Raw genomic sequence first — 21,841 nt, forward strand, 5'->3', positions numbered from 1 at the left:
CTGGTGAGAAGAAAAAGCACAGAGCTCGTAGACCTTGACAACGCCTACCCAGTCGGAACTTCAAAAAGGGGACCCGCTTGTCAAACACTTCTTCCTTGAGAAACTTCCGCCCGTAGGGTGGCTTTGGCTCGACGGTTCCCTTCTTGAAGTGGAGACGGACAGTCAATCCCCCCTTGCGGGCGTGTCAGAGTCGAAGAGAACTGTGCTTTTTCTTCTCCACCACTATGTTGACCCAAACCAGAATGCCCTTCACAGATCTTCTTATTATTTCTTCGTTCCAGTCAAATCCTGCACAGCTTCATCCAGCTGCTTTTCAATCAGAATCGGTTCATAGCCAAGCCATCTATCCACATCGACTACGTAAACATGATTGTTTTTGACAGCGGGTAAGTTCTTCCACAGACTGCTTTGCTCGATTTCTTTTAAATACTGAGCGGCGTCTTCCCCAGGGAACAGCATCAGGAAAATATGGTCGGCTGCATACTCCGGTAAAAGCTCCATAGACACGTCTTTTGACCAGAACAGCGGGTCTTTATCGATCTCGCTCTTAATGAGTGGCGGTGGAGTCAGCTGAAGATCGTTGTACAAAACATGGCCCATGTTGCGAGCACCGTACATTTTGATCGTTTTCGCACGGACGTTCAACGCTGCGACGGTCTCGTCCTTCCCGACCTTAGCGTGGACCAGCTTACGTGCTTCTTCAACCTTTGCTTTATACTTCTGCTCCCAAGCCTTTCCTTCTTCCTCGCGGCCTAGCGCTTCTGCTACCTTTTGTACATGCCCGTAGACATCATATTGATCGAAGTCGATCGCCACGACAGGCGCAATCTTCGTCAGCTTTTCATATACTTGTTGCTCGACTTCGGTACCGGTGAGGATCAAGTCAGGCTGCAACTCGAGGATTTTCTCCAGATTATAGGCATCATAATCTCCCACGACTTCAATTCCACTGACCAGTGGCTCCAAGTCCGGACCTTCCATATGGCCCTTCAACGCACCGATTGGTTTCACACCAATGGCAAGCATGGGACCCAAATATTGCAGGGCTACGACGCGCTGAGGTTTCACAGGAATGGTCGATTCGCCTTTTGCGTGCTTCAGGACACGAGTCTCGCTGCTTTTACTCTCTTGTGCAGGTGCCGATGGATTGGGGCTGGCTGTCTGGCTGCATGCCGTGAGCAAGAACAAGGAAAGAATCATCAATCCGGGTAGCCAAGCTCGTATGCGTAATCGTTTCATCGTATATCCTCCATGAATGAAAATGATTCTCATTAATAGAGTCCATCTTACCCTGAACGCACTCTTTTCATCCATGGAGAATATTCCGGTTTTCTTTGGACAATGTGGCGGTGTTTGAATGGGTCAAAATTTGGACGGCCTCTTCCAGCTGGATGTCGAGGGAGAGGGGATCATACGAAAACCAAATCGGGTTGAGAATGACCACTTGCCCTTTTTGTACAGCAGGAATTCGTTGCCATACATCCTGTTTCATCAACTCTAGGAAGTGTGCCCGTGAGAGATCATCATCAAAAATATGAACGAACAGCCAATCTGCTGCGTACTGGCTTAATTGATCCTTGCTGATTGTGGTCGCCCAGAAATTGGGGTTACGTGTTAACTCTTCTTGAATCCTTTTGGGTGGCGTCAGCTTCAAGGATTTGTATAGCACATGCCCGATATTTCGGGCACCGTATGCCAATAGGCTCTGTGGACGCACATTGAGGATCAAGAATGTTTCATCCTTCTGAATATGAGCGTCGATGCATCGCTTCGCCTTCAAAACCTTCTGTTCATGCTGCTTGAGCCACATGTGCGCCTGGTCTTTCATGCCAAGCACATCGGCTAGCATGTTCAAATGACCAAATACATCTTGCGCAAGCCACGGAAGGGCAAGAGTAGGTGCAATCTTGGAGAAAGCAGTGCTATCCCCTGTCGATTCGGTCAAAATAAACGTCGGTTGCAATGGTTTGATCAAGTCTGGTGTGTTCTCGGGCAGGCTGACAATCTCATCTGCTTCTTTTATCCGTAATTGCTCGCGTAAATAAGTGACCTGCTCTTCCGGAGCGCCAATCGGTCTGATTCCGAGTGCCAATAAATACTCGGCATAGTGGAAGGTGACGGGTGCCATTTGCTTCTGATTCATACGTACAAAGACAGTCGGCGACACGCCTACCTGCTGTTTAAAGCGTCTGCTGAAGTAAAACTCATCGGCATACCCGACCAGGCGTGCTACCTCGCGCAATCGTTTATTCGATTCTCGCAGAAACGTCTTGGCATGCTCCATCCTGCAGCTCGTCAAATATTCGATCGGGCTTTTTCCGACCCTTTTCTTGAAGACTTCGGTGTAATACCGAGGGGTAAGGCCAGCTCGATTCGCCAAATCATCTAAGGTGATTGGCTCCGCATAATTCGTATGAATGTAAGAAATCGTCTGATCGACAACTCTTGACGTTTCTACGGCAGCCTGCCGTTCTGCATGGCTCCAAATCAGGTGCAGCAATTGCTGAAAGCGAATTTGATTTTGAAAAGCTTCCAACGAATCACTGGCTTGTCGATGGGCATACAGTGTGAGGGCAAGCTCCGTACCGTGATCAACCTGGTGAAATAAACAGGAGCTGTGGTCAAGATGCCAGGAAAGACTCGGGCTGTAGACGTTGGTGACCTGATCTTGCTGTTGCAGAGCGTCAAAATAGAATACGAGGAGACGGAGTGGCTCTCGAGAATCAGCGCTTACTTGCCTCGCAGATTCTCGAGAAAGGACGAGCACGCTTCCATCTAGTAGAGTGGCTTGATCCGACTCGTTCAGTATCCGGCCCGATCCTTTTGTCACGATGAGCACGGCATGGGTAGATCCGCCGGAAAACGTCCATGCTTCTGTCGGTGACAAGGTGACCTGCTGTATGTCTTGAAGTAGAAACAAAGGAGTGGGCGTTAGCACTGTATTTCCTATCATGATACCAATTCGAAGGACTCGGTTACGACGATGCTTCCCTTGACGGATTGGACCATCGGGCAGTTTTTGCTCGCGGCTTCAATGGCTTTTTGCACTTTTTCTTCTTTCATATTTTCACCCGTAATGATGAAGTGGAGGTGAATTTTTTCAATTCGATTTGCCTCTGCCTCATTTCGCTGAACATCTGCTGTTACTTTCATATCCGTGCACGGCATTCTCATCTTGTCCAATACTTTTCGCAAAACACCGCCACTGCAAACAGCGATGGAAGAGACCAAGAGCTGGTAGGGGCGAAAGCCATACTGTTCATCACCTGATACGTGCAGCTCACCGTAGGACAGTTGAGTGACAAAGCCATTTTCTTTCGCTTGAAATTCCATGCGTAGCCCTCCCTTGAAATGGTTTTTCTTCATTATAAGGAAAAAGGCTCCCGCGCGACAGTAATCTATCGGTACAGGAACCTTTTCTCTTTTGCTATTCCTTCACTGCTTTCCCATTTTGCAAGAGAGACTGGATGCAACGAGGAAGCATGTCTTTTAACGTATCGAATGCATAGTCGACGTCCAGACGCTCTGTCCACTGATGGGCGTCACGTCCGACTGGACCGAGGTTCATGACAGGTACATCAAAAGCTTCGAGCTCCTGAAGCGGAATGGAGTAGCCGTTGTCCCACAAAGGCATGTTCGCTACCAAAGGCTTCATGGATGCCGCCGGATATTGAAGTCCGACGTAGCTTAAATCAGAGATTCCGCCAAAGTAGTTTTGTTTGACTAAATTGACCTGGTGCTGATCTCTCGCGTATGCTTTCATCTCTTCCATCGTTTGCTGGATCAGAGGATGATTGCGCGAGCTGACTGCCGGGTAAAACGGTGGTGCGAAGAACAAAATCATCATCGGCGATAGTTCTTTGCACAGAATCGCTAATTGATCCACCAGCTCGATCGTGGTATCGCGGTCGTCCTTGTCGCCGCGGTTGGCGATCACATCTGTTTCCAGCTGACGCAGCTTTTCTTCCCCGTACGTTTTCTTCGCGTAGGCGTACAGTTCTTCGTAAGTCATGACGGAAATGGACAGATCACGTGGGCTAAACGGCGCGAAGTTGGCAAACTGGCTCGCGTGCTTGAGGTAGTTTTGCTTCATGCGCTCTGCGACATTTCTTGCCGATTCCAGCAGCGGCTCTACAACATCTTCCATCTGCTTCTCCAACAGGAACAGGTTGAACAGCGTCACAGCACGGTGCGGAATTTGCACAGAGTACTCTTTTTTCAGATCCTTTTGAATCAGGTTCGTCGGTGGAGGAGATGCTTCCCCCTCGACGACCTCGCAAAAAGATGTGTTCAGCTCGAGCTCACATGTCATTTGCGAGGCCATGTAATTGCCGTTTAACCCAGCAAAAGGCTCGCCGACATGGGTTTCTTTGCCGTAGCAGAGGAAGCCTGGCAGCACTTTTCCAATGGAGCCTGTGTACAAGTACGTATTCGTATCCCCCGGATAGCGGGTAAACATCGGCTCGGAGTTGAGCACGGTCGTGTAGCTCAAGTCGAACTCTTCGGCGATTTTCAAAAGCGCTGGGACTGCTGCTCGCATCCCGACAGAATTCACTTCTTCGTCAGGGACTGTCAGAAGCAAAATGTTGCCGTCGAACTCTCCAGCAATCGCTTGCTCAATCATCGACATGTGCAGCGTCAGTCCGCATTTCATATCCATGGTGCCACGGCCAAACAGCCAGTTGCCGGTGCGGATATCCTGTTGAACGTCGGCTGGCATATCCGCTTGGTTTTGTTGGAAGAGAGGAGTGAGGGTCTTCGGATCAAAAGCATGCTTCATCCAGGCGCCGTAATCCTCGACATCGACCACATCAAAATGGCTGACGAGAATGACGGTGTCCCGTACACCTTCTTTTTTGACCAGAGCAGTGACAAAATGGCGCCCGTCTCCAGTCGGATTCGCACGCACATGATCGGGATTGGCTTGATAATAAGGCAAGGTACGCAACTGATCGACGACGTAGCCAGGCAAGTCCTTCTCGGCAGATGATCCTGTAATGCTTGGGATGCTTACCAAATTGCACAAGAGATCAACGAGTTGCTCTTTTGTTTGCCATTTTTGCATAAAAAACGCCTCCGTTTTCCGTATAGTGAAAACCATTTCCGGTTAGTGGGCAAAAAAATTAAGGTAAGGCACCGATCTTGTGGGAAATTTCTTTGGCACTTTGTTGGGCTTGTTCAATGAGTGAGGACAAGAGCTGCTCGTTGATCCGATAGCTCGGAACGCCGATACTCAAAGCACCCACGACCTTTTGGTTGACACCGAAGATAGGAGCGGCAATGGATGCGGTGCCCTCGGTTTTCTCACCGTAGCTGACTGCATAGCCGTTTTGTCTGATTTCTGGCAGTCGTTCTAACAGCTCAAGGCGTTTTTCTACATCCGGGATTAAACCGGTCACGATTTGCTCTGCTTCGGTCAGATTCATGCTGGCGAGAATCGTTTTGTTTGCCGCACCGATATGTAGCGGAATACGCTCGCCCAGATTATCCATGCTTCTGACAGACATGGGACCTTCCACTCGTTCGAGTACGATGGCATGAGAGCCCTGTGGAATGTTCAGATAGACAGTTTCTCGTACATCTGCCGCCAATCGCTCCATGACAGTTCGGGCGACAGCGCGCATATCCATCTTGTCCAGGATGCGCAGCCCGATTTCCATCCACGTATAGCCGACCTTGTACTGCTTGTTCTCAGGAACCTGGAGGATGAGTCCATGCTTGATGAGGCTGCTTATTAAACGGTGTACCGTACTCAGTGGCAGGTTCGTTTGTTCAGCAATTTCCGAGATGGACCAATGCTGCTTGTTTGGATCTGATACCAGGACGGAGATGATGCTCATTGCCCGGTCAATCGATTGTACCAACGTGGGTTACCTCCTGGCTTTGTTGCATAGTGACTGCTCGTTGAATGTCACGCCAGCTTAATATGACCTCAATCTATCAGAATTTTTCAGCCGAATCAATATAATTCAGACTAGATAAAAATTCATTGACAAAAAATTTGAAACTATTTTACATTAAGAGTGTAATTTTGTATTGCAGAAGCAATTCCACAATGCGGAATTTTTCTGAGTGATTGCTCAGAGGAAAATGAATGCAACATGGTGGCGATGAACAAGCAAAAGCAGCAGATGAGGAAGCGTTTACATGCTCGCTTCTCCGTCGCCCACTGATAGACAAAAGCAAGATTCGAAAACAGAAGGGAGATCTATCATCATGGAATTTTCACGTGCGATTGTAAGAAAACCGGGAAAGAGTTATGTAAATGGTTTGACGACTTCTGATTTGGGTTCACCTGATTTTGAACTTGCTCTCAAACAGCATGCCGCTTATGTAGAAGCGCTGAAACAGACAGGACTGGATGTAACCGTTCTGGAAGCGGACGAGCGTTTCCCGGATTCTACGTTTGTGGAAGATACAGCTGTCCTCACGGAAAAGTGCGCCGTCATCACCAATCCCGGTGCAGAAAGCCGCAATGGTGAAATTGAGGATATGAAATTGGTGCTTCCTCGTTTTTATGACACGATTGAATATATTCAGGCCCCTGGCTTCCTCGATGGTGGAGACGTGATGCAGGTAGACAACCATTTCTATGTCGGTCTGTCGACACGCACCAATGAAGAAGGAGCCATCCAGTTCCGCGAGATTCTCTCCAAATACGGATATGAAGTCACCATTGTTCCTTTGAAAGAGTTTTTCCACCTGAAAACAGGAATCGCCTACCTTGGCAATGACTTGCTGGTTCTGGCTGGGGAGTTCATCGATTCTGAAGTGTTTAGCCAATACAAGCATCTGATCGTGGAAAAAGAAGTCGAGTACTCTGCGAACTGCATCCATATCAACGACTACGTCATTATTCCAAAGGGCTTTGATAGCACGAAAAAGCAAATCACTGACGCTGGCTACCATGTGATTGAGCTGGATATGTCTGAATTCCGCAAACAAGATGGAGGATTGAGCTGCCTGTCCCTGCGTTTCTAGTGCAGGCAGTTCTCTCTTCTTTTATAGACCTCTGATAGACCTCTTAAAAAGCTGGTGAAAGAGAGGAATCATATGAACACTGGGAATGAAAGAGATACACAGCTAGAACGTTCCATGAAAAGTCGCCACCTGTTTATGCTGTCGTTAGGTGGCGTGATCGGGACAGGGCTCTTCCTCAACGCTGGCTTCACGATCAATCAGGCTGGACCAGGCGGAGCGCTTGTCGCCTATATCATCGGCGGGATTTTGCTGTATTTGGTCATGACGTGCCTAGGTGAGCTTTCTGTAAAGATGCCAGTAACAGGTTCTTTCCAAGCCTACGCCAGCAAGTATATTGGTCCAGCGAGCGGGTTTACACTGGGATGGATGTATTGGCTAGGGTCAGCTACAACGGCCGGGGTAGAGTTTACTGCCGCGGGCATGGTCATGCAACGGTGGTTCCCGGATACACCGATCTGGATTTGGTGCGCGCTCTTTATCGTTTTGCTCTTTACCTTCAATGCGCTGACGACAAAAGGGTTTGCAGAAACCGAGTACTGGTTTGCCGGAATTAAAGTATTAGCCGTTCTTATTTTTATTATTGTCGGACTAGGTGCTATATTCGGTATTGTCAGTATGGAAGGAAGGCCCGCTCCGTTTCTCTCCAACTTCTCGGCAGATGGGGGACTATTCCCGTTTGGCATTGCGATTGTCTTTGTGACGATGATGAACGTCGTATTCTCTTATCAAGGCTCTGAATTGATCGGAATTGCAGCCGGGGAAGCAGAAGACCCGCAAAAGACCATTCCGCGGGCGATCCGCAACATTGTGTTTCGCATTCTCGTGTTCTATGTGGCGTCGGTCACGATCTTGTCCGCCCTCTTTCCCTCAAGCGAGCTGGGGCTCTTGGAAAGTCCGTTTGTGACGGTATTTGATGCAGTGGGGATTCCTTTTGCAGCGGATATCATGAACTTCGTCATCTTGACGGCGCTGTTGTCTGTCGGCAACTCATGCTTGTACGCAGCCACTCGTTTGTTGTGGTCCCTTTCCCATAGCAACATGGCCCATCCTGTTTTTGGAAAGTTGACCAAGCGTAAAGTGCCCTTGAACGCACTCTTGGCGACGCTGGCGTTTTCACTTCTGTCCCTGTTAACCAGCGTGGTTGCAGCGGATACGGTATACGTGCTGCTCATGTCTGTATCCGGTATTGCGGTCACCTTCACGTGGATGGGGATTGCTCTCTCTCAATTTAATTTCCGTCGTCAATACTTGCGAGAGGGTGGAAAAATAGAAGATTTGCAGTTCGTAGCACCGTTTTATCCGGTGATGCCGCTCTTGTGTCTGGCTCTTTGCACATTCATTCTTATCTTCCCGGCGTTTGACCCGACACAGCGAATTGGACTCTTCTACGGAATTGGCGCGTTGGTGCTGTTCTATACCTTCTATTATGTGCGCTATGGACGCAAAAAGGCGCATAAACCGAATTTCCCAACGCAAGGCTAAGCCGTCCTGCTCAATAGAAAAATGCCCCTGCCATGATGAAATGGTCGGGGCATTTTTGTAGTCTTCAGGAGATGCCGAACAGCTCGGCTAAATACGGGTTCACGAACAAGCCGTCAGGGTCGAGCTCAGAGCGAATGGTGAGGAAATCGGGCAAGCGCGGATAGACCTGATGAAGCTGCGCGGCGGTCATGCTGTGCATTTTCCCCCAGTGTGGACGTCCGCCATATCGGGCGAAAATTTCCTCCATCCGGGCAAAATACGCTTCGTACGGCATGCCTTTGTACATGTGGACGGCAATGAAGGCACTATCACGCTCATAGGCGGGACTGAGCCAGATGTCATCCTTTTTGACGTACCGGCATTCGAGCGGGAAATGAACGGCAAAGCGTTCCTGCTCAATCGCCTTACGCAGCTCCCGTATGGCATCGCCCATATGCTCAGCAGGTAAGCAGTATTCCATTTCGTAAAAACGCACAAGGCGAGGAGTGGCGAAAAGCTGATGGCTGTAGCCGCTCTCATGGACAGAGGGAACGCTTTGGGCGGACAGCCTGCTGACGCTTTTGGTGAGAGAAGGGCGCAATCGGCAGCTCTCGGACAAGAGCCAAAACAGCCCATTTTCCACGACCATTTTTTTCAAATAGCTCCATCGTTGATTGCCGCTAGGGGGATCGTGGGTCTCGTTCATGAATTTCACTTGAACGGTGTCCGAATACGGGAAGATAAAAAATTCAAAATGCCGATGCTCGGTTTTAAACGTCTCCAGAGAGGACAGGCACTCCTCTAGCTGCATGCGACGGCTTTGGTAGCGCAGGCGATAGGCTGGGAGGACACGAAGCTTGACGCGTACGATGATGCCCAAGAGACCGAGAGAGACTTGCATGGCTTTGAACAGCTCCGGACGAGATTGCTCGGATACTTCCAAAACCTCCCCGGATGCGGTCACGACTGTCAGCCCGACGACTTGCGTGGAGATGCTGCCAAAATGAATGCCTGTGCCATGTGTCCCGGTGCTGACGGCCCCTGCAATGGACTGGGCGTTAATGTCTCCGAGGTTTTCTTGAGAGTAGCCCGCTTGATGCAGGAGGTGTCCGAGTGTCTTGAGCTTGGTGCCTGCCCAGACTTCAACGGTATCAGAGGCCGGGTCTACACTGACGATTCCTTGGAGATGATCCAAGGATAGCAAGCAGTCTTCTGTCTGGACGAGCCGAGTGAAGGAATGACCGGAGCCGACGACTCGAATCCGTGTACCTGCCTTCTTACAAGCAAGGACAAGCTGCACGACCTCATCCACGGACCCTGGCATCGCAACTTGCTTCGGTTGGCTTTGTACATTTCCTGTCCAATTGGTCCAGTGATTCGCGTGCTTCTTTACAGTGAGCATAATCCATCCCCCCGATAGGTGGTCACTTCCTCGATGATTTTCCCGCCAGAGATGCAATACAGCCGGGTAAAACGTTCGCAGAGCTCTCCTGCTTTGGCATGGCGAAAAAAGATCGGGTCTCCCAGCTCTAGCGTTTCCATGCCTTGATAGTGGATCGGTGTCTGTACTTCACCTGCTCCTTCGTTGGGGAACAGTTTCGCTCCCGCTGGCAAGAAAGGCTTGGGGAGTCTGTCACGCCCAGCAGAACCAGAGGCGATGTAGCCCCCGCCGGCACATGTGTAGATATGCTCTGTGGGCTTGCGAATAATCTCCAGAGCAAATCCTGCAGCAGGATGAAACCGAAAATCTTGAAAGTAGTCAAAGAGTCCAGGCGAAAAAAATCCGGAGCCTGCTGTAACCTCTGTAATGGCGTCTTCTTTCCCGGTCAAGTGCAAGCTGCCCGTTCCTCCACCGTTTACGAAGCGGAGAGAAATGCCTAGCTCGCAAATGGCATGCACCAGTGTGGCACGTCGAGCAGCCACTTCTTTCACGGAATATTGCTTGAGGAGGCGAATGATGCTGTTTTTCAGGAATTGACGAGGGTATCGATCCCCTACGCCAGCAATTTGAGCCTCGTACCCCATGACACCATCTAGGTAGAGATGATCGGAGGAAGCAACGCGCTTGGCAAGGGAGAGCGACGCCTCGAGAGAGCGAAGAGGGGAGCGCCAGACGCCGAAATGCAGCCCCAACACATCAGACGACATGTCGATATCGAGACAGATCGGCAGTCTGGTTCCCGTTTCCCGGGCGATTTGTTCGAGTTGTTCGACATGTGGGAGAGAGTCGATCATCAAAGTAATGGAGCGTCCATTCTTAATCTCAGAGGCGATTGACAAAAGCCAGCTTTTTTCCCAGAGCGGATAGCCGAGTAGCAGGTCATCGAAGCCTGCTTCGCACAGGTGAAGCACCTCAGGAGCGGAATAGCACATGAGACCACGAAAGCAATCGTCCAACTGCAATACATGTTTGAGAATGGCAACGCTTCGGATCGACTTGCTCGCGATTCGAACGGGTTTTCCATTGCTTTGCAAACTGATTTGCTCCGCATTTTCCTCCAGCAGATCTAGGTCGACGAAAGCGAACGGCTTGGGAACACCGGCAAAGGCAGACTGATAATAGCGATAATCCCGCATGTACAGGCCTCATCCTTTTTTGAATTCGGATTTGAAGAACTGTAAATATTTCATAAAATTCTATCTGTTCTATTCGTTTGTGTTTGATTCCTTCCTGACAAATGAGGGGAATGAACAGAAATAACGAATGTTCGTTTTTTAATGTTCGGATTCTGGTGCATTTACGAATTGTAAAGGCGTGTTTATGATAAAAACAACTTTAAAATACGAATAAATAGGTTGTTTTCAGTTGACTTGATTCACCTTATAAGCTACGATACATATTGTTGTGAAGAACAACACAGGCTTGACGAATGAAATAGTGATTTGTATTCGTATATCCTCAGAAATATGGTTTGAGGGTCTCTACAGGGAACCGTAAATTCCCGGCTACGAATAGGGCAGGTTTGGTATACCCTATTCGTCGGCCGGGAATTTTTTGCGTTTTTTTGGGGAGGGAACGAAATGAACAAGTATGATGTGATCGTTGTAGGAGCAGGACCAGCAGGGATTTTTACATGCTACGAGGTAATGCGAAAAGCACCGAATGCCAAGGTGCTGTTGATTGATAAAGGGCATGACATCTATAGCAGACGCTGTCCGATCTTGGAAGAAAAGATCAAGCTCTGCCCGCCGCCAGCAGGAAAAAAAGAATTCGCAGGCTGTTTGCCGGCCTGTTCGATTACCAGTGGTTTTGGTGGAGCAGGCGCCTATAGCGATGGTAAATTTAACATCACCACCGAATTTGGCGGTTGGATGACAGATTATCTCAGCCCTTCCACTGTACTTGGGCTGATCAAATACGTGGATGAAATCAATTTGGAGCATGGAGCTACCCAATCGATTACGGACCCGACCACCGAGACGATCAAGAGCATCGAGCAGCGTGGCTATGCAGCAGGACTCAAGCTGTTGCGAGCGCAGGTGCGTCACTTGGGAACGGAGCAAAACCTGGAGATTCTCCAGTCGATCTTCGAGCATTTGAAGAAGCATATCGACATGATGTTCAAGACAGAGGTCGAGGACATCATTACGGTGAAAGAAGCAGACGGACATCAGGTAAAAGGTGTCGTCTTGAAAAACGGCCAAGAGTATGAAGCTGATTACGTGGTAATCGGACCGGGCCGCGATGGCTCCGCATGGTTGACGAATATCCTGAAAAAGCGCCGCCTGAAAATGTACAACAATCAAGTCGACGTAGGCGTACGTGTGGAGACGTCCGATGTCGTCATGCGCGAAATCAATGAGCACTTGTACGAAGGAAAATTCATTTTCAATACATCTGTCGGAACGCGTGTACGGACGTTTTGCAGCAATCCATCCGGTCACGTGGTCGTGGAAAACCACAGTGGAGTGATGGCGGCAAACGGGCACTCTTACAAAGACCCAGCGCTGGGCTCGATGAATACGAACTTTGCGCTCTTGGTATCTCATACATTTACAGAGCCGTTTGACAAGCCGAATGAGTACGCGAGAGAAATTTGCAAGCGAGCGAATGATCTGTCAAACGGTGGGGTCATCGTGCAAAAGTACGGCGATATTTTGCGCGGTCGCCGTTCTACAGAGTCGCGCATTAAGGAAGGCTTCCTGGAGCCTACTCTGAAGGAAGCGGTACCGGGTGACTTGGGACTCGTGTTGCCTTACAATACGATGAAAAGTTTGATCGAGATGGTGGAAGCATTGGACAAGGTAACGCCAGGAATCGCTTCCGAGCACACTTTGTTCTACGGAGTAGAAGCGAAATTCTACTCGGCACGTCCAAAACTGACGGAGGAATTCGAAACAGAAATCAAGGGATTATTCTGTGGCGGGGATGGTGCCGGAATTACGCGTGGTCTGGCACAGGCGGGAGCTGCTGGGGTCTGGATGGCTCGCAATATCGCGAAGCGCATGCAATAACGAATACGATCATAACAAATAGGCTTCTTGCCGGGCACGCTTGTGCTTGGTGGGGAGCTTTTTTTTTCATGACAGAACAACATCAGGAAAGTGATGGTCCCGATGTCACGAGGAATTAGGCAGAAGCGTATTGTATAGAAGGGCCAATAATCAAACCACGACTTTTTGTTGGCATGGAGGTATCTATGTTTTTTTGTGATGATGATGATACCGCTGTAATAGCACTTTGGATTATTTCGATTGGCTTTGTCATACTCGCCATTGATAAAACAACCAGATTAAGTCACAAGCCTGCCTGCAACAACAACAATGAGAAGTCGATACAGCCCCTCATCCAATTAAACAAGCAAATCAATGGGAAAAACAAAAATGGCAATGACAACGATGAAGATATGCAGTTTAAACGAATTGAACAGCAAATTTCCCAATTACGAGAAAGTGTTCAAGATATAAAGAAGAATTTACAGGAGAATCCATCCAAAAACGGAGGGAAGAAGGATGATCGAAAAAAATCTGGCGAATGAGCTGGTAGCGGTAGGCGGGTGGATTGCAGTTCTGGGTGCCTTCCTAGCTGCGATAGGCTCGACTGGACAGGTGGAACCGGACCAGGATACTTCTACAGCGAACGAGGCAAATGACAAGGAATCAAACGATTTGAAAAAACAAGTGCTGCAACAGAAAAAACAATTGCAAAAGCAACAGATACAGATTGAACTGATTCAATTGGAACAAGAGCTCAACACCATCATCCATAGCACAAGGAAAAATGGTTAACAAAAAATGACTTCACCAAACTGCTTTTGGGAGAAGTCATTTTTTACTTGCTACGATGGCTGCAAATTATCGTTCATTTTCTTCAATACGCGGTTAAAAATAGCGAGTTCTGCTTCGTCAAGGCCGCGGAGTGCCAGCTCTTCTTGCTCTTTGGCAGCCTCCAGCCATTCCGGGAACCGTTCGACTGCTTGCGGGGACAAGGACACATAGCGCTCACGCTTGTCATCGCCCTCTGAGCGAATAATCCAGCCCATCTCTTCCAATCGGGTGAGTGTCCGGGTAATCGTCGGCGCTTCCACATTCAGGTAGTTACTCAATTGAACCTGGGTGAGCGATTCGCGATAATGCAAGCAAAGGATAATACCCCATTGCGAACTGTATAATCCCATGGGAGACATAGTCCCATTTAACGATTTACTGAATATTCTTGCGGTTTGGCTAATTCGATGACCATAATATTGCATGAGTATATACCTCCAGGAAAGCTGGTCCGATATATCGTACACTTTATTGCTTAAGTAAATATGTACAATAACATACTAGCAGTTTCGTACATATAAGTAAACGTTTATTCGATGGCGAAATAATGGATTTTCTGACACAAATAGAACCAGGCGAGTGTCATGGAAGAAGACACTCACCTGGCTGAAAAATACGGTGGAGGATTAATCTGCGGACAAGATGCTCAGTGGTCCTTTTTCATTGATGAGCGGTTCCAGTTCATAGACCGAAATGGGGAACATGGGGAAACCGACGTAGTAAGGCGTAATTTCGTACAACTGGAAGTAGATGACCAGTGCTTTGTCGGCGAGGTAATAATCCTGATCGGGCTTAATCGAAGTAAAGCCATTGAGTGTGGGGATGCTTCTTTCTTTGATTTGACGCTTGATGTTTTCGGAAATTACCTTGACGTAATCGCTTCCTGGCTTGAATAATTCACGCAGCGTATACAGCTTGCCTGTTTGGATATCTGCGGTGATCGACCCGAGGAAGGTCATGCCGTGAGCCATTTGTGGTGTGTAGGCGTAGTTGCTCAACACGACGCTGAAAATACCGCGTTCGTTTGTCTTGATTTCGTAGCTTCCTTGCATTTCTGTATTTCCCGGTACCTGGACCCGTTGTTGCTCGTGAATTAAGCCTTGAACCGTTTGATAAATCGCCCGGTTGATATCTTTTTCCGCTTGTTGGTTGGCTAGGCCTGCCAATTGGGGATAGTAAATCGTGGTGTTCGGACGGCTAATCGTCCGTGTCAGCACAGTAGCTGGCAATTGATTGAGTTCCACTTTTCTCCGTTTGCCTCCTGTACGTGAGAGTTGTGTAATAGCCTATTCGAAATTGTTTTTGGCTGTTCTTACTTTTTTCACAAATTTGGCAAAGGTTTGGCTATATAATGGGGAAAGAATCCGATACATAAGTAAAAAGGAAACGGGGGGCGGTTATGATTCAACTGATTCGCAATACCTTGACTGACAAAGAAGGCTTTATGATTTTTATCCTATGGAATCATTTGTGGATGGCGGGACTCATTGCCTACCAAGTGGATGTGAACTTCTGGAAAGTGACGTCCTTGGGATTGCTGGTCACTCTAATTGTTTCGCCGTATTATTTCATTCGCAAAGATAGTCATGTGATTCGTTATCTGGTAGCAATTGGACTCATGTTTTATGCGATTTCATTCGATCACTTTACCGATTACCAGGAGGTTACCTTCCTCGCCTTTATCGTCATGGGCTTTTTGGCAGCCTACTTGGATTGGAAGCTAGTCGTAACAGCGGGAATTACCCAAATCATTGTTACGGTTATTGGGTTCTACACAGGAACCTACGAGATTTTCGAGGGTGATTTTTCAGAGCTCAATTTGCTTATGCGTATTGTCACGATTCTCATGATGATGGGAGCCGTCACGTATCTGTGTCTCGCCGGACAAGCCTCCTTGCGAAAAGCTGATGACGCAAGGCAGGAAGCGGAAGAGAAGGAGCGCCGTCTGGGAGAAATGCTTTTGAACATCCAGCAAATGACGGAGCAGCTGGATCGTACAAGCGATCATGTGCATGAGCATGCGGAAGGTACGAAGCGCAATACAGATGAAATGATGGTAGCCTTTAAGGAAGTCGCCACAGGTATGGAATCGCAGGCGAATTCTACGGTGAAGATCGAAGAAGAGGTTCAATCCATCGACCAGGAAATCGAGGCAGTCACAACACAGACCAACTCAATGAAAACGGAATCGCAACAAAACAACCGTCGTCTGACAGAAAGCGTTCAGATGATGAACGAGCTGTCCTCGCAGATGGAGCAAATTGTGCAGGCAGTTAATGTAGCAGCCTCTACGATTCACCAGCTCAATCGTCAGGCGAATCGCGTAGAGGAAATTGTCGGCGCTATTAATCAGATCGCGACACAAACGAATCTTTTGGCGCTGAATGCGGCGATTGAATCGGCTCGTGCAGGCGAGCATGGACGTGGATTTGCTGTTGTAGCGGATGAGGTACGCAAGCTGGCGGAACAAAGCGCGACAGCTACGCAGGAAATTACCGACATTCTGAAATCTCTCCATCAGGAAAGTGAGAATGCGGTGCAGCATATGAGCAATGGGGAAACGTCTGTTGCAAAAGGCCAAGAGCTGGCCGTGAAAACAGTGGCCTCCATCGAAGCAGTGCGTGCCGGGATGATGGCCTTCCTGGAAGCAGCTGATCAAGTAAGCTCCAGCATGGACCGGGTAAAAGTGCGTTCCGGCGAAGTTGCCATCGAGATGTCGACCATTACAGCCGTAACCGAGGAATCCGTAGCCAACTTAGAAGAGCTGTTTGCGACAGCAGAAAACCAGCATCAAAAAGTGCGTGAGATTACGGAAGAGCTGGGCGAGCTGAATACATTGTCTCATCGTCTCCAGCAAACCTTTCACGTAAATTAGTTAGAGGTTGTTTAAAAAGTCGTCTTTTGATCACGAAGTAGTTCTGAAAGCTGATTCGGCATCGAAATTGACGTTCACCTTCGAAGTCCGGTGCTCATGTAGGTCTCCTACACTCCGCTCCTCCTTCTTCAGGTTCTCGCCAATTTCTCGGTGCTGAAAAGACGACTTTTTAAACTTTTATTTACTTATAGAAGTGTTTGGAATTGAGAAAAAAGAATTGCATTTTTGAACCGTTCTGCTAGAATGAATTCCATTGTAACTAAATATATTCACCTACCTTATCAAGAGCGGCGGAGGGACTGGCCCGATGATGCCCGGCAACCACTGATCATGTCTATGCATGAACAGAAAGGTGCCAATTCCTGCAAAACCTGTACCATGGTTTTGACAGATGAGGAAGAGAACGGCTACGTACGCAAACTCTTCCTCCGGGAAGAGTTTTTTTGTTGTATTTGTAAAAGGAAGGAGGAAATAAACGAACGATAAATTAATTTTATAAGAGAATATTCGTAAATAGTATTGAAAAAATGGGTAAAAAGCCGTACATTACCTAATAGGATAAAGAAAAACGTAAAGTTCGGATAGGGAGAGATACATCATGAAGAAGTTATTGCTGGCATTAACGACATTCGCAGTATTGGCAACAGGGTGCTCGACTGGCACAAGCGCACCTGCAGATCAGCCAGGAGGACAAGCAGCAGGACAAGAGGGCGCGGCCAAAAAGCGAATTGCCTTGATTTTGCCCGAGAAAATCGGTGTGAATCCGTTCTTCCAACAAATGGATGAGGGTGCAAAGAAAGCCGCACAAGAGCTGGGCGCAGAAGTGAAAACGATTGAATCTACGGACCATGGAGCGATTGAAGAAAATCTGCGCGTGGCTGTTGCAGAAAATTATGATTTGATCATCACTTCTTCCTTTACATCAGAGGATGCATTGAAAAAAGTAGCTACCGAAAATCCTGATCGTAATTTTGCGATTATTGATACTGTAGTGGATTTGCCAAACGTTCGTAGTGTTACCTTCCGCGAGCAGGAAGCGGCTTACCTGGTGGGAGCAGCAGCAGGTCTGGCAACGAAAACGAACAAAGTAGGTATGGTTGTCGCTCTTGATATTCCGCAGTTGAAAAAATGGACAGTTGGCTTCGGAGAGGGCTTGAAAGCGACGAATCCAAAAGCAGAGCTGATGGTCAACTATGTAGGTAGCTTCACTGACCCGGCAAAAGCGAAGGAATTGGCGTTGCTCCAAGCTTCCAAAGGCGCTGACTTCATTAACGGTGCAGCAGCAGTAGGCGACCTCGGCGTTTTCGAAGCAGCGAAGGAAAAAGGCTTCTTCACAGCAGGTCAGGACGTTGACCGTACGACGATTGATCCAGAGCATATTGTTCTGTCCCAATTGAAAGGGACTGACGCGGCAGCATATGAAACGGTGAAGACCTTTGTAGAAGGAACGTTCAAACCAGGTGTTGTTGCGTACGGCTTGAAAGAAAAAGGTGTTGGCGTAACCTATGTCACGCACGAAAGCAAAACGCCGCTGAACGCTTTTATTGGACAAGAAGTGGTGGATAAAGTGAAAGCGATCAACGATGAGATTGTAGCGGGCACTCGCAAAGTACCAGACCAGTTCTAAAAAGGCAGCTCGGTGCTGAAAAGCCAACTTTTTGAACGGTTATTTATAGCTTGTGCACAGTGATGGATGTGACCGACTACGGCTGTGTAGTCGGTCTTCCATTTTCATAAAAGGACGTACAGAAATGAGGGAGTGGGAATGACCGATCGCTTGGAAATGAGGGCCATGACCAAGAAGTACGGAGATTTTACCGCCAACGACAAGGTGTCGTTCTCACTGGCAGCAGGAGAAGTCCACTCGATTGTCGGGGAAAATGGAGCGGGCAAAACGACACTGATGCGGATGCTGTACGGGATGGAGCAACCGACGTCGGGAGAGATCGTGTTAAACGGCAAGCCAGTTGTTTTTCGCGGACCAGAGGACGCGATTCGAAATGGAATCGGGATGGTTCACCAGCACTTTATGCTCTTCGGAGAATTCAGTGTGACTGAAAATATCGTGATCGGATACGAGCCGAATCAAGCAGGTTTTTTCAAAAGAAATGACGCGGAGGACAAGGTGCGTGTGCTTAGTGAGCAGTATCGCATTCCGATTCATCCGCAGGCCAAGGTAGAGAATTGCTCGATTGGGGAACAGCAACGGGTCGAGATTCTGAAGGTCCTGTATCAGGGAGCGGATATTATCGTGCTGGACGAGCCGACCGCTGTACTTACTCCGCTGGAGGTACGCGACCTGCTGCAAACGATTCGAAACCTGGCGGAGAGCGGCAAGAGCGTCATTTTGATTACACATAAGTTGCAGGAGGTCATGGAGGTAGCTGATCGTATTACGGTACTGCGCGGAGGAAAAGTGACGGGAACGGTATCCCGTACAGAAACCAATGCGGACGATTTAGCCAGACTGATGGTCGGACGTGAATTGCAGGAGCTAGCTGAGCGAGTTCCTCTGGATAAAGGCCCTTTGTTGCAGGTGGAGAATCTCACGGTTCGAGAAAAGCAGACACTGCTTGATCAAGTCAGCTTTACCGTGCACCACGGGGAAATCGTAGGAATCGCAGGTGTTTCCGGGAATGGTCAATCCGAGCTGCTGCAAGCGATCAGCGGCTTGCGAGCGGCACAGGAGGGCACGGTGCGGTTAGGCGGCAAGGATGTGACGAACAAATCAGTAGCTACCATTCGGGATGCCGGCTTGGCGCATATTCCGGAGGATCGCTACTTGTGGGGAACGGCCAAACTCTCAAGCGTCGAGGAAAATGCGTTGATGGGCTATCAGCGAAAGCCTGCTTACAACCGTCGCGGCGTTGTTTTGCGGGAGAAATTCCGCCAAGTCGTAACAGGCTGGGTTGAGCAGTTCGCCATCAAGACAGGCTCCCGACAATTGCAGGAGCTGGCAGGGAATCTGTCAGGTGGAAACTTGCAAAAGCTGATCGTAGCAAGGGAGCTGGGACAGGAAACCCCGTTTTTGATTGCGGCTGAGCCTACGCGAGGGGTGGATATTGGTGCCATGGAGTACATCCATCAGGCGCTGATCGAAAAGCGCAATCAGGGAGACGGGATCTTGCTCGTCTCCTCCGAGTTGTCCGAAATTCTCGCCTTGTCTGACAGGATTTTGGTCATGTATAAAGGGAGAATCGCTGGAGAGCTTTCACGCCTGGAGGCAACCGAAGAAAAAATCAGCGTGATCATGGCGGGAGGAAGCATTCATGGCAGCAATCAAAGAGCTATCTAAGTCATTGGTTCAGCCGTTATTGGCTGTCGTCATCGGTTTGTTGACCGGGGCGCTGGTCATTGCTGCAGTTGGCGAATCGATCTTGGGCACCTACCAGGAAATGTGGAAAGGGGCCTTTGGCAGTTTTTATTTCTTAACGTCTACCTTAGCGAGAGCCACGCCTATCATGCTGATTGCCTTGGGTCTTTCCCTCGCATTTCGGGCAGGGGTATTCAACCTGGGGGCAGAAGGGCAAATGGTGCTGGGTGCTGTCAGTGCTGCGTTAGTCGCGATCTATTTGCCAGCGCCAGGAATGATCAAAATTGTGGCGGGTATTTTCGCAGGAATGGCGGTCGGCGGCTTCTGGGCGTTGTTGCCGGGCTTTATGGAAGCACGCTTTCGCATTCCGTTGCTCATCTCTACGTTGCTCTTTAACTATATTGCGGTATTGTTTGCGAGCTATCTCGTGACAGAGCCATTTCGGGATCGCTCGGGTTCTGCGGCACTGGCACAGACCGTCATGCTGGAGAAAAGCGCTTGGCTTCCGAAGCTGTTTGCGGGAATGAGCGTGCATGCAGGGTTTTTGTTTGCGATCGTTGCAGCGCTCTTGTTGTTCTGGGTCCTTCGTTTTACGCCTTTTGGCTATGAAGTGAAGATGCTGGGTCAAAACTCGCTGTTTGCCCAATACGGGGGAATTAATCGGATTCGGGTAATGCTTACCGGGATGTTTGCCAGTGGTGGATTGGCTGGCTTGGCGGGAACCGTTGAGGTAATGGGGGCGCACTATCGTTTTGTTGACGGTGCCCTGACTGTACCTGGGTTCGCCTGGACGGGCCTGATGGCAGCTCTGCTTGCGAACTCCCACCCGCTTGGCATCATTGTGACTTCGATCCTGCTTGCTGCTTTTCAGACCGGAGCCATGGGTGTAGAGCGCAATACGGATGTGCCGCTGGAGTTGGCAAGTGTTATACAAGCCGTATTGATTTTGTTCATCTCCGCCAAGTTCAGCTACGACTGGTGGAAAAAGCGGAAGGCAAAAGGAGGGGAATCGCATGGAGCTCTTTGATTGGTCCCTCCTCAGTTCTACCATTCGGATGGTCACGCCGATTTTGTTGGCAGCTTTGGGTGGAGCGCTCTGCGCACGTGTCGGAATTTTTAATGTTGGCTTGGAGGGATTGGTACTGGTCGGTGCCTTTTCCGCGATTGTCGGCAATCATTTTACCGGTAATCTCTTTCTGGCCGTTTTGATTGCAGCGCTGGTCAGCGTTGTCTTTTCGCTCTTATTCGCGTACATGACAATCAAGCTTAGGGCGAATGAAATCGTTGTCGGTGTGGCGATTAACTTTCTCGCGCTAGGGTTGACCACATTTGCACTACGGGCGATCTTCGGTGTCAAAGGAGCGTTTTACGATAAGGATATGGCTGGCTTGCCAACCGTCGAGATTCCTTTCATTCACGATATTCCGGTCATCGGAGGCATTGTCTCTGGTCATTCGCCGCTCGTGTATTTTGCCTTTTTGGCTGCGATTCTGTTGTATGTGTTCTTTTATCGGACGGTTACGGGCTTCCGCGTCCTCGCAGTTGGTCTGAATCCCGTTGCGGCACGCAGTCTCGGTCTGAAAGTGACGGGACTTCAGGTGCTGGCGATTGTGATGAGTGGCGCCTTGTGCGGGATTGCAGGGGCACAGCTTTCACTGGGGCAAGTCACGATGTTTACAGAAGGTATGACGGCTGGCCGGGGCTTTATCGCATTGGTAGCGATGATGATGGGGCAGTCGCATCCACTCGGTATTTTGGCTTCGAGCTTTTTGTTCGGGTTGATGGATGCCCTTAGTATTCGTTTGCAGGGCTTTTCGCTTCCGACGCAATTTACGGCCATGCTGCCATACGTGCTGACGATTGCGGCAATGTTCTTCTTGAAGAACAAGAGTCAGATCGGTAGCGACAATCAGCAAAGCACCCGTTAAACACAGGCCATATAG

General features: G+C 49.0%; 19 protein-coding genes and 2 riboswitches. Of the genes, 10 read left to right on the top strand and 9 right to left on the bottom strand.

Annotated elements, in window-relative coordinates; genetic code table 11:
* Nucleotides 1-264: 264 nt before the first annotated feature.
* The 5 genes from ACM6JA_RS30910 to ACM6JA_RS30930 form a co-directional block, all read right to left on the bottom strand.
* The gene (locus ACM6JA_RS30910; RefSeq protein ID WP_414855482.1) at nt 265-1,239 is read right to left on the bottom strand and encodes an ABC transporter substrate-binding protein; all 975 of its coding nucleotides are present in this window, start codon (nt 1,237-1,239) and stop codon (nt 265-267) included.
* Between the two features lie 67 nt (nt 1,240-1,306).
* On the bottom strand, nt 1,307-2,953 hold the full coding sequence (locus ACM6JA_RS30915; RefSeq protein WP_414855483.1) for a helix-turn-helix domain-containing protein: 1,647 nt from the start codon (nt 2,951-2,953) through the stop codon (nt 1,307-1,309).
* Nucleotides 2,950-3,333: an OsmC family protein gene (locus ACM6JA_RS30920; RefSeq protein ID WP_414855484.1), complete on the bottom strand. Its 384-nt coding sequence runs from the start codon at nt 3,331-3,333 to the stop codon at nt 2,950-2,952. Before ACM6JA_RS30920 ends, ACM6JA_RS30915 begins: the two co-directional genes overlap by 4 nt.
* A gap of 94 nt (nt 3,334-3,427) precedes the next feature.
* Nucleotides 3,428-5,065: a M20/M25/M40 family metallo-hydrolase gene (locus tag ACM6JA_RS30925; RefSeq protein ID WP_414855485.1), complete on the bottom strand. Its 1,638-nt coding sequence runs from the start codon at nt 5,063-5,065 to the stop codon at nt 3,428-3,430.
* A 58-nt stretch (nt 5,066-5,123) separates the two neighbouring features.
* A complete protein-coding gene (locus ACM6JA_RS30930; RefSeq protein ID WP_414855486.1) occupies nt 5,124-5,864 on the bottom strand; it encodes an IclR family transcriptional regulator in 741 nt (246 codons plus the stop codon).
* A 352-nt stretch (nt 5,865-6,216) separates the two neighbouring features.
* Between ACM6JA_RS30930 and ACM6JA_RS30935 the strand changes: the two genes are divergently transcribed.
* Together ACM6JA_RS30935 and ACM6JA_RS30940 are read left to right on the top strand one after the other, a co-directional pair.
* Nucleotides 6,217-6,981 carry a dimethylarginine dimethylaminohydrolase family protein gene (locus ACM6JA_RS30935; RefSeq protein WP_414855487.1) on the top strand — a complete coding sequence of 255 codons (765 nt, stop codon included), beginning with the start codon at nt 6,217-6,219 and terminating at the stop codon, nt 6,979-6,981.
* A gap of 72 nt (nt 6,982-7,053) precedes the next feature.
* Nucleotides 7,054-8,463 (top strand): amino acid permease, encoded by a 1,410-nt coding sequence (locus ACM6JA_RS30940; protein ID WP_414855488.1) that lies wholly within the window; start codon nt 7,054-7,056, stop codon nt 8,461-8,463.
* Nucleotides 8,464-8,527: 64 nt separating this feature from the next.
* Here the strand turns inward: ACM6JA_RS30940 and ACM6JA_RS30945 are convergent, their stop codons facing one another.
* Both ACM6JA_RS30945 and ACM6JA_RS30950 read right to left on the bottom strand, forming a co-directional pair.
* The gene (locus ACM6JA_RS30945) at nt 8,528-9,844 is read right to left on the bottom strand and encodes a D-arabinono-1,4-lactone oxidase (protein WP_414855489.1); all 1,317 of its coding nucleotides are present in this window, start codon (nt 9,842-9,844) and stop codon (nt 8,528-8,530) included.
* The gene (locus ACM6JA_RS30950) at nt 9,832-11,019 is read right to left on the bottom strand and encodes an amino acid deaminase/aldolase (protein ID WP_414855490.1); all 1,188 of its coding nucleotides are present in this window, start codon (nt 11,017-11,019) and stop codon (nt 9,832-9,834) included. Before ACM6JA_RS30950 ends, ACM6JA_RS30945 begins: the two co-directional genes overlap by 13 nt.
* 292 nt (nt 11,020-11,311) lie before the next feature.
* Nucleotides 11,312-11,411, top strand: a riboswitch (purine riboswitch).
* A 52-nt stretch (nt 11,412-11,463) separates the two neighbouring features.
* Here ACM6JA_RS30950 and ACM6JA_RS30955 point away from each other — a divergent pair.
* The 3 genes from ACM6JA_RS30955 (at nt 11,464) to ACM6JA_RS30965 (ending at nt 13,671) form a co-directional block, all read left to right on the top strand.
* Nucleotides 11,464-12,897 carry an NAD(P)/FAD-dependent oxidoreductase gene (locus ACM6JA_RS30955; RefSeq protein ID WP_414855492.1) on the top strand — a complete coding sequence of 478 codons (1,434 nt, stop codon included), beginning with the start codon at nt 11,464-11,466 and terminating at the stop codon, nt 12,895-12,897.
* Nucleotides 12,898-13,070: 173 nt separating this feature from the next.
* Complete coding sequence (locus tag ACM6JA_RS30960; RefSeq protein ID WP_414855493.1) at nt 13,071-13,421, top strand: hypothetical protein; 351 nt, start codon at nt 13,071-13,073, stop codon at nt 13,419-13,421.
* Nucleotides 13,396-13,671, top strand: coding sequence for a hypothetical protein (locus ACM6JA_RS30965; protein WP_414855494.1), 276 nt, complete (start codon nt 13,396-13,398; stop codon nt 13,669-13,671). Before ACM6JA_RS30960 ends, ACM6JA_RS30965 begins: the two co-directional genes overlap by 26 nt.
* Nucleotides 13,672-13,721: 50 nt before the next feature.
* Here ACM6JA_RS30965 and ACM6JA_RS30970 read toward each other — a convergent pair whose 3' ends face one another.
* Both ACM6JA_RS30970 and ACM6JA_RS30975 read right to left on the bottom strand, forming a co-directional pair.
* Nucleotides 13,722-14,135: a MarR family winged helix-turn-helix transcriptional regulator gene (locus ACM6JA_RS30970; RefSeq protein WP_414855495.1), complete on the bottom strand. Its 414-nt coding sequence runs from the start codon at nt 14,133-14,135 to the stop codon at nt 13,722-13,724.
* A gap of 201 nt (nt 14,136-14,336) precedes the next feature.
* Entirely contained in the window at nt 14,337-14,954 is a 618-nt protein-coding gene (locus tag ACM6JA_RS30975) for a DUF3298 and DUF4163 domain-containing protein (RefSeq protein WP_017252478.1), read from the bottom strand.
* Between the two features lie 155 nt (nt 14,955-15,109).
* On the opposite strand from ACM6JA_RS30975, the gene ACM6JA_RS30980 reads away from it, so the two are divergent.
* From ACM6JA_RS30980 to ACM6JA_RS31000, 5 genes are all read left to right on the top strand, one after another.
* The gene (locus ACM6JA_RS30980; protein ID WP_414855496.1) at nt 15,110-16,585 is read left to right on the top strand and encodes a methyl-accepting chemotaxis protein; all 1,476 of its coding nucleotides are present in this window, start codon (nt 15,110-15,112) and stop codon (nt 16,583-16,585) included.
* A 275-nt stretch (nt 16,586-16,860) separates the two neighbouring features.
* Nucleotides 16,861-16,983: riboswitch (SAM riboswitch) on the top strand.
* A gap of 200 nt (nt 16,984-17,183) precedes the next feature.
* Complete coding sequence (locus ACM6JA_RS30985; RefSeq protein ID WP_015893739.1) at nt 17,184-18,212, top strand: BMP family lipoprotein; 1,029 nt, start codon at nt 17,184-17,186, stop codon at nt 18,210-18,212.
* Between the two features lie 138 nt (nt 18,213-18,350).
* Nucleotides 18,351-19,880 carry an ABC transporter ATP-binding protein gene (locus ACM6JA_RS30990; protein WP_414855497.1) on the top strand — a complete coding sequence of 510 codons (1,530 nt, stop codon included), beginning with the start codon at nt 18,351-18,353 and terminating at the stop codon, nt 19,878-19,880.
* A complete protein-coding gene (locus ACM6JA_RS30995) occupies nt 19,855-20,925 on the top strand; it encodes an ABC transporter permease (RefSeq protein ID WP_414855498.1) in 1,071 nt (356 codons plus the stop codon). The genes ACM6JA_RS30990 and ACM6JA_RS30995 overlap by 26 nt, the downstream gene beginning before the upstream one ends.
* A complete protein-coding gene (locus ACM6JA_RS31000) occupies nt 20,912-21,826 on the top strand; it encodes an ABC transporter permease (protein ID WP_414855499.1) in 915 nt (304 codons plus the stop codon). The genes ACM6JA_RS30995 and ACM6JA_RS31000 overlap by 14 nt, the downstream gene beginning before the upstream one ends.
* Nucleotides 21,827-21,841 lie beyond the last annotated feature (15 nt).

Source organism: Brevibacillus sp. IT-7CA2 (assembly GCF_949767855.1).
In the GTDB taxonomy this organism is placed as follows: Bacteria; Bacillota; Bacilli; order Brevibacillales; family Brevibacillaceae; genus Brevibacillus.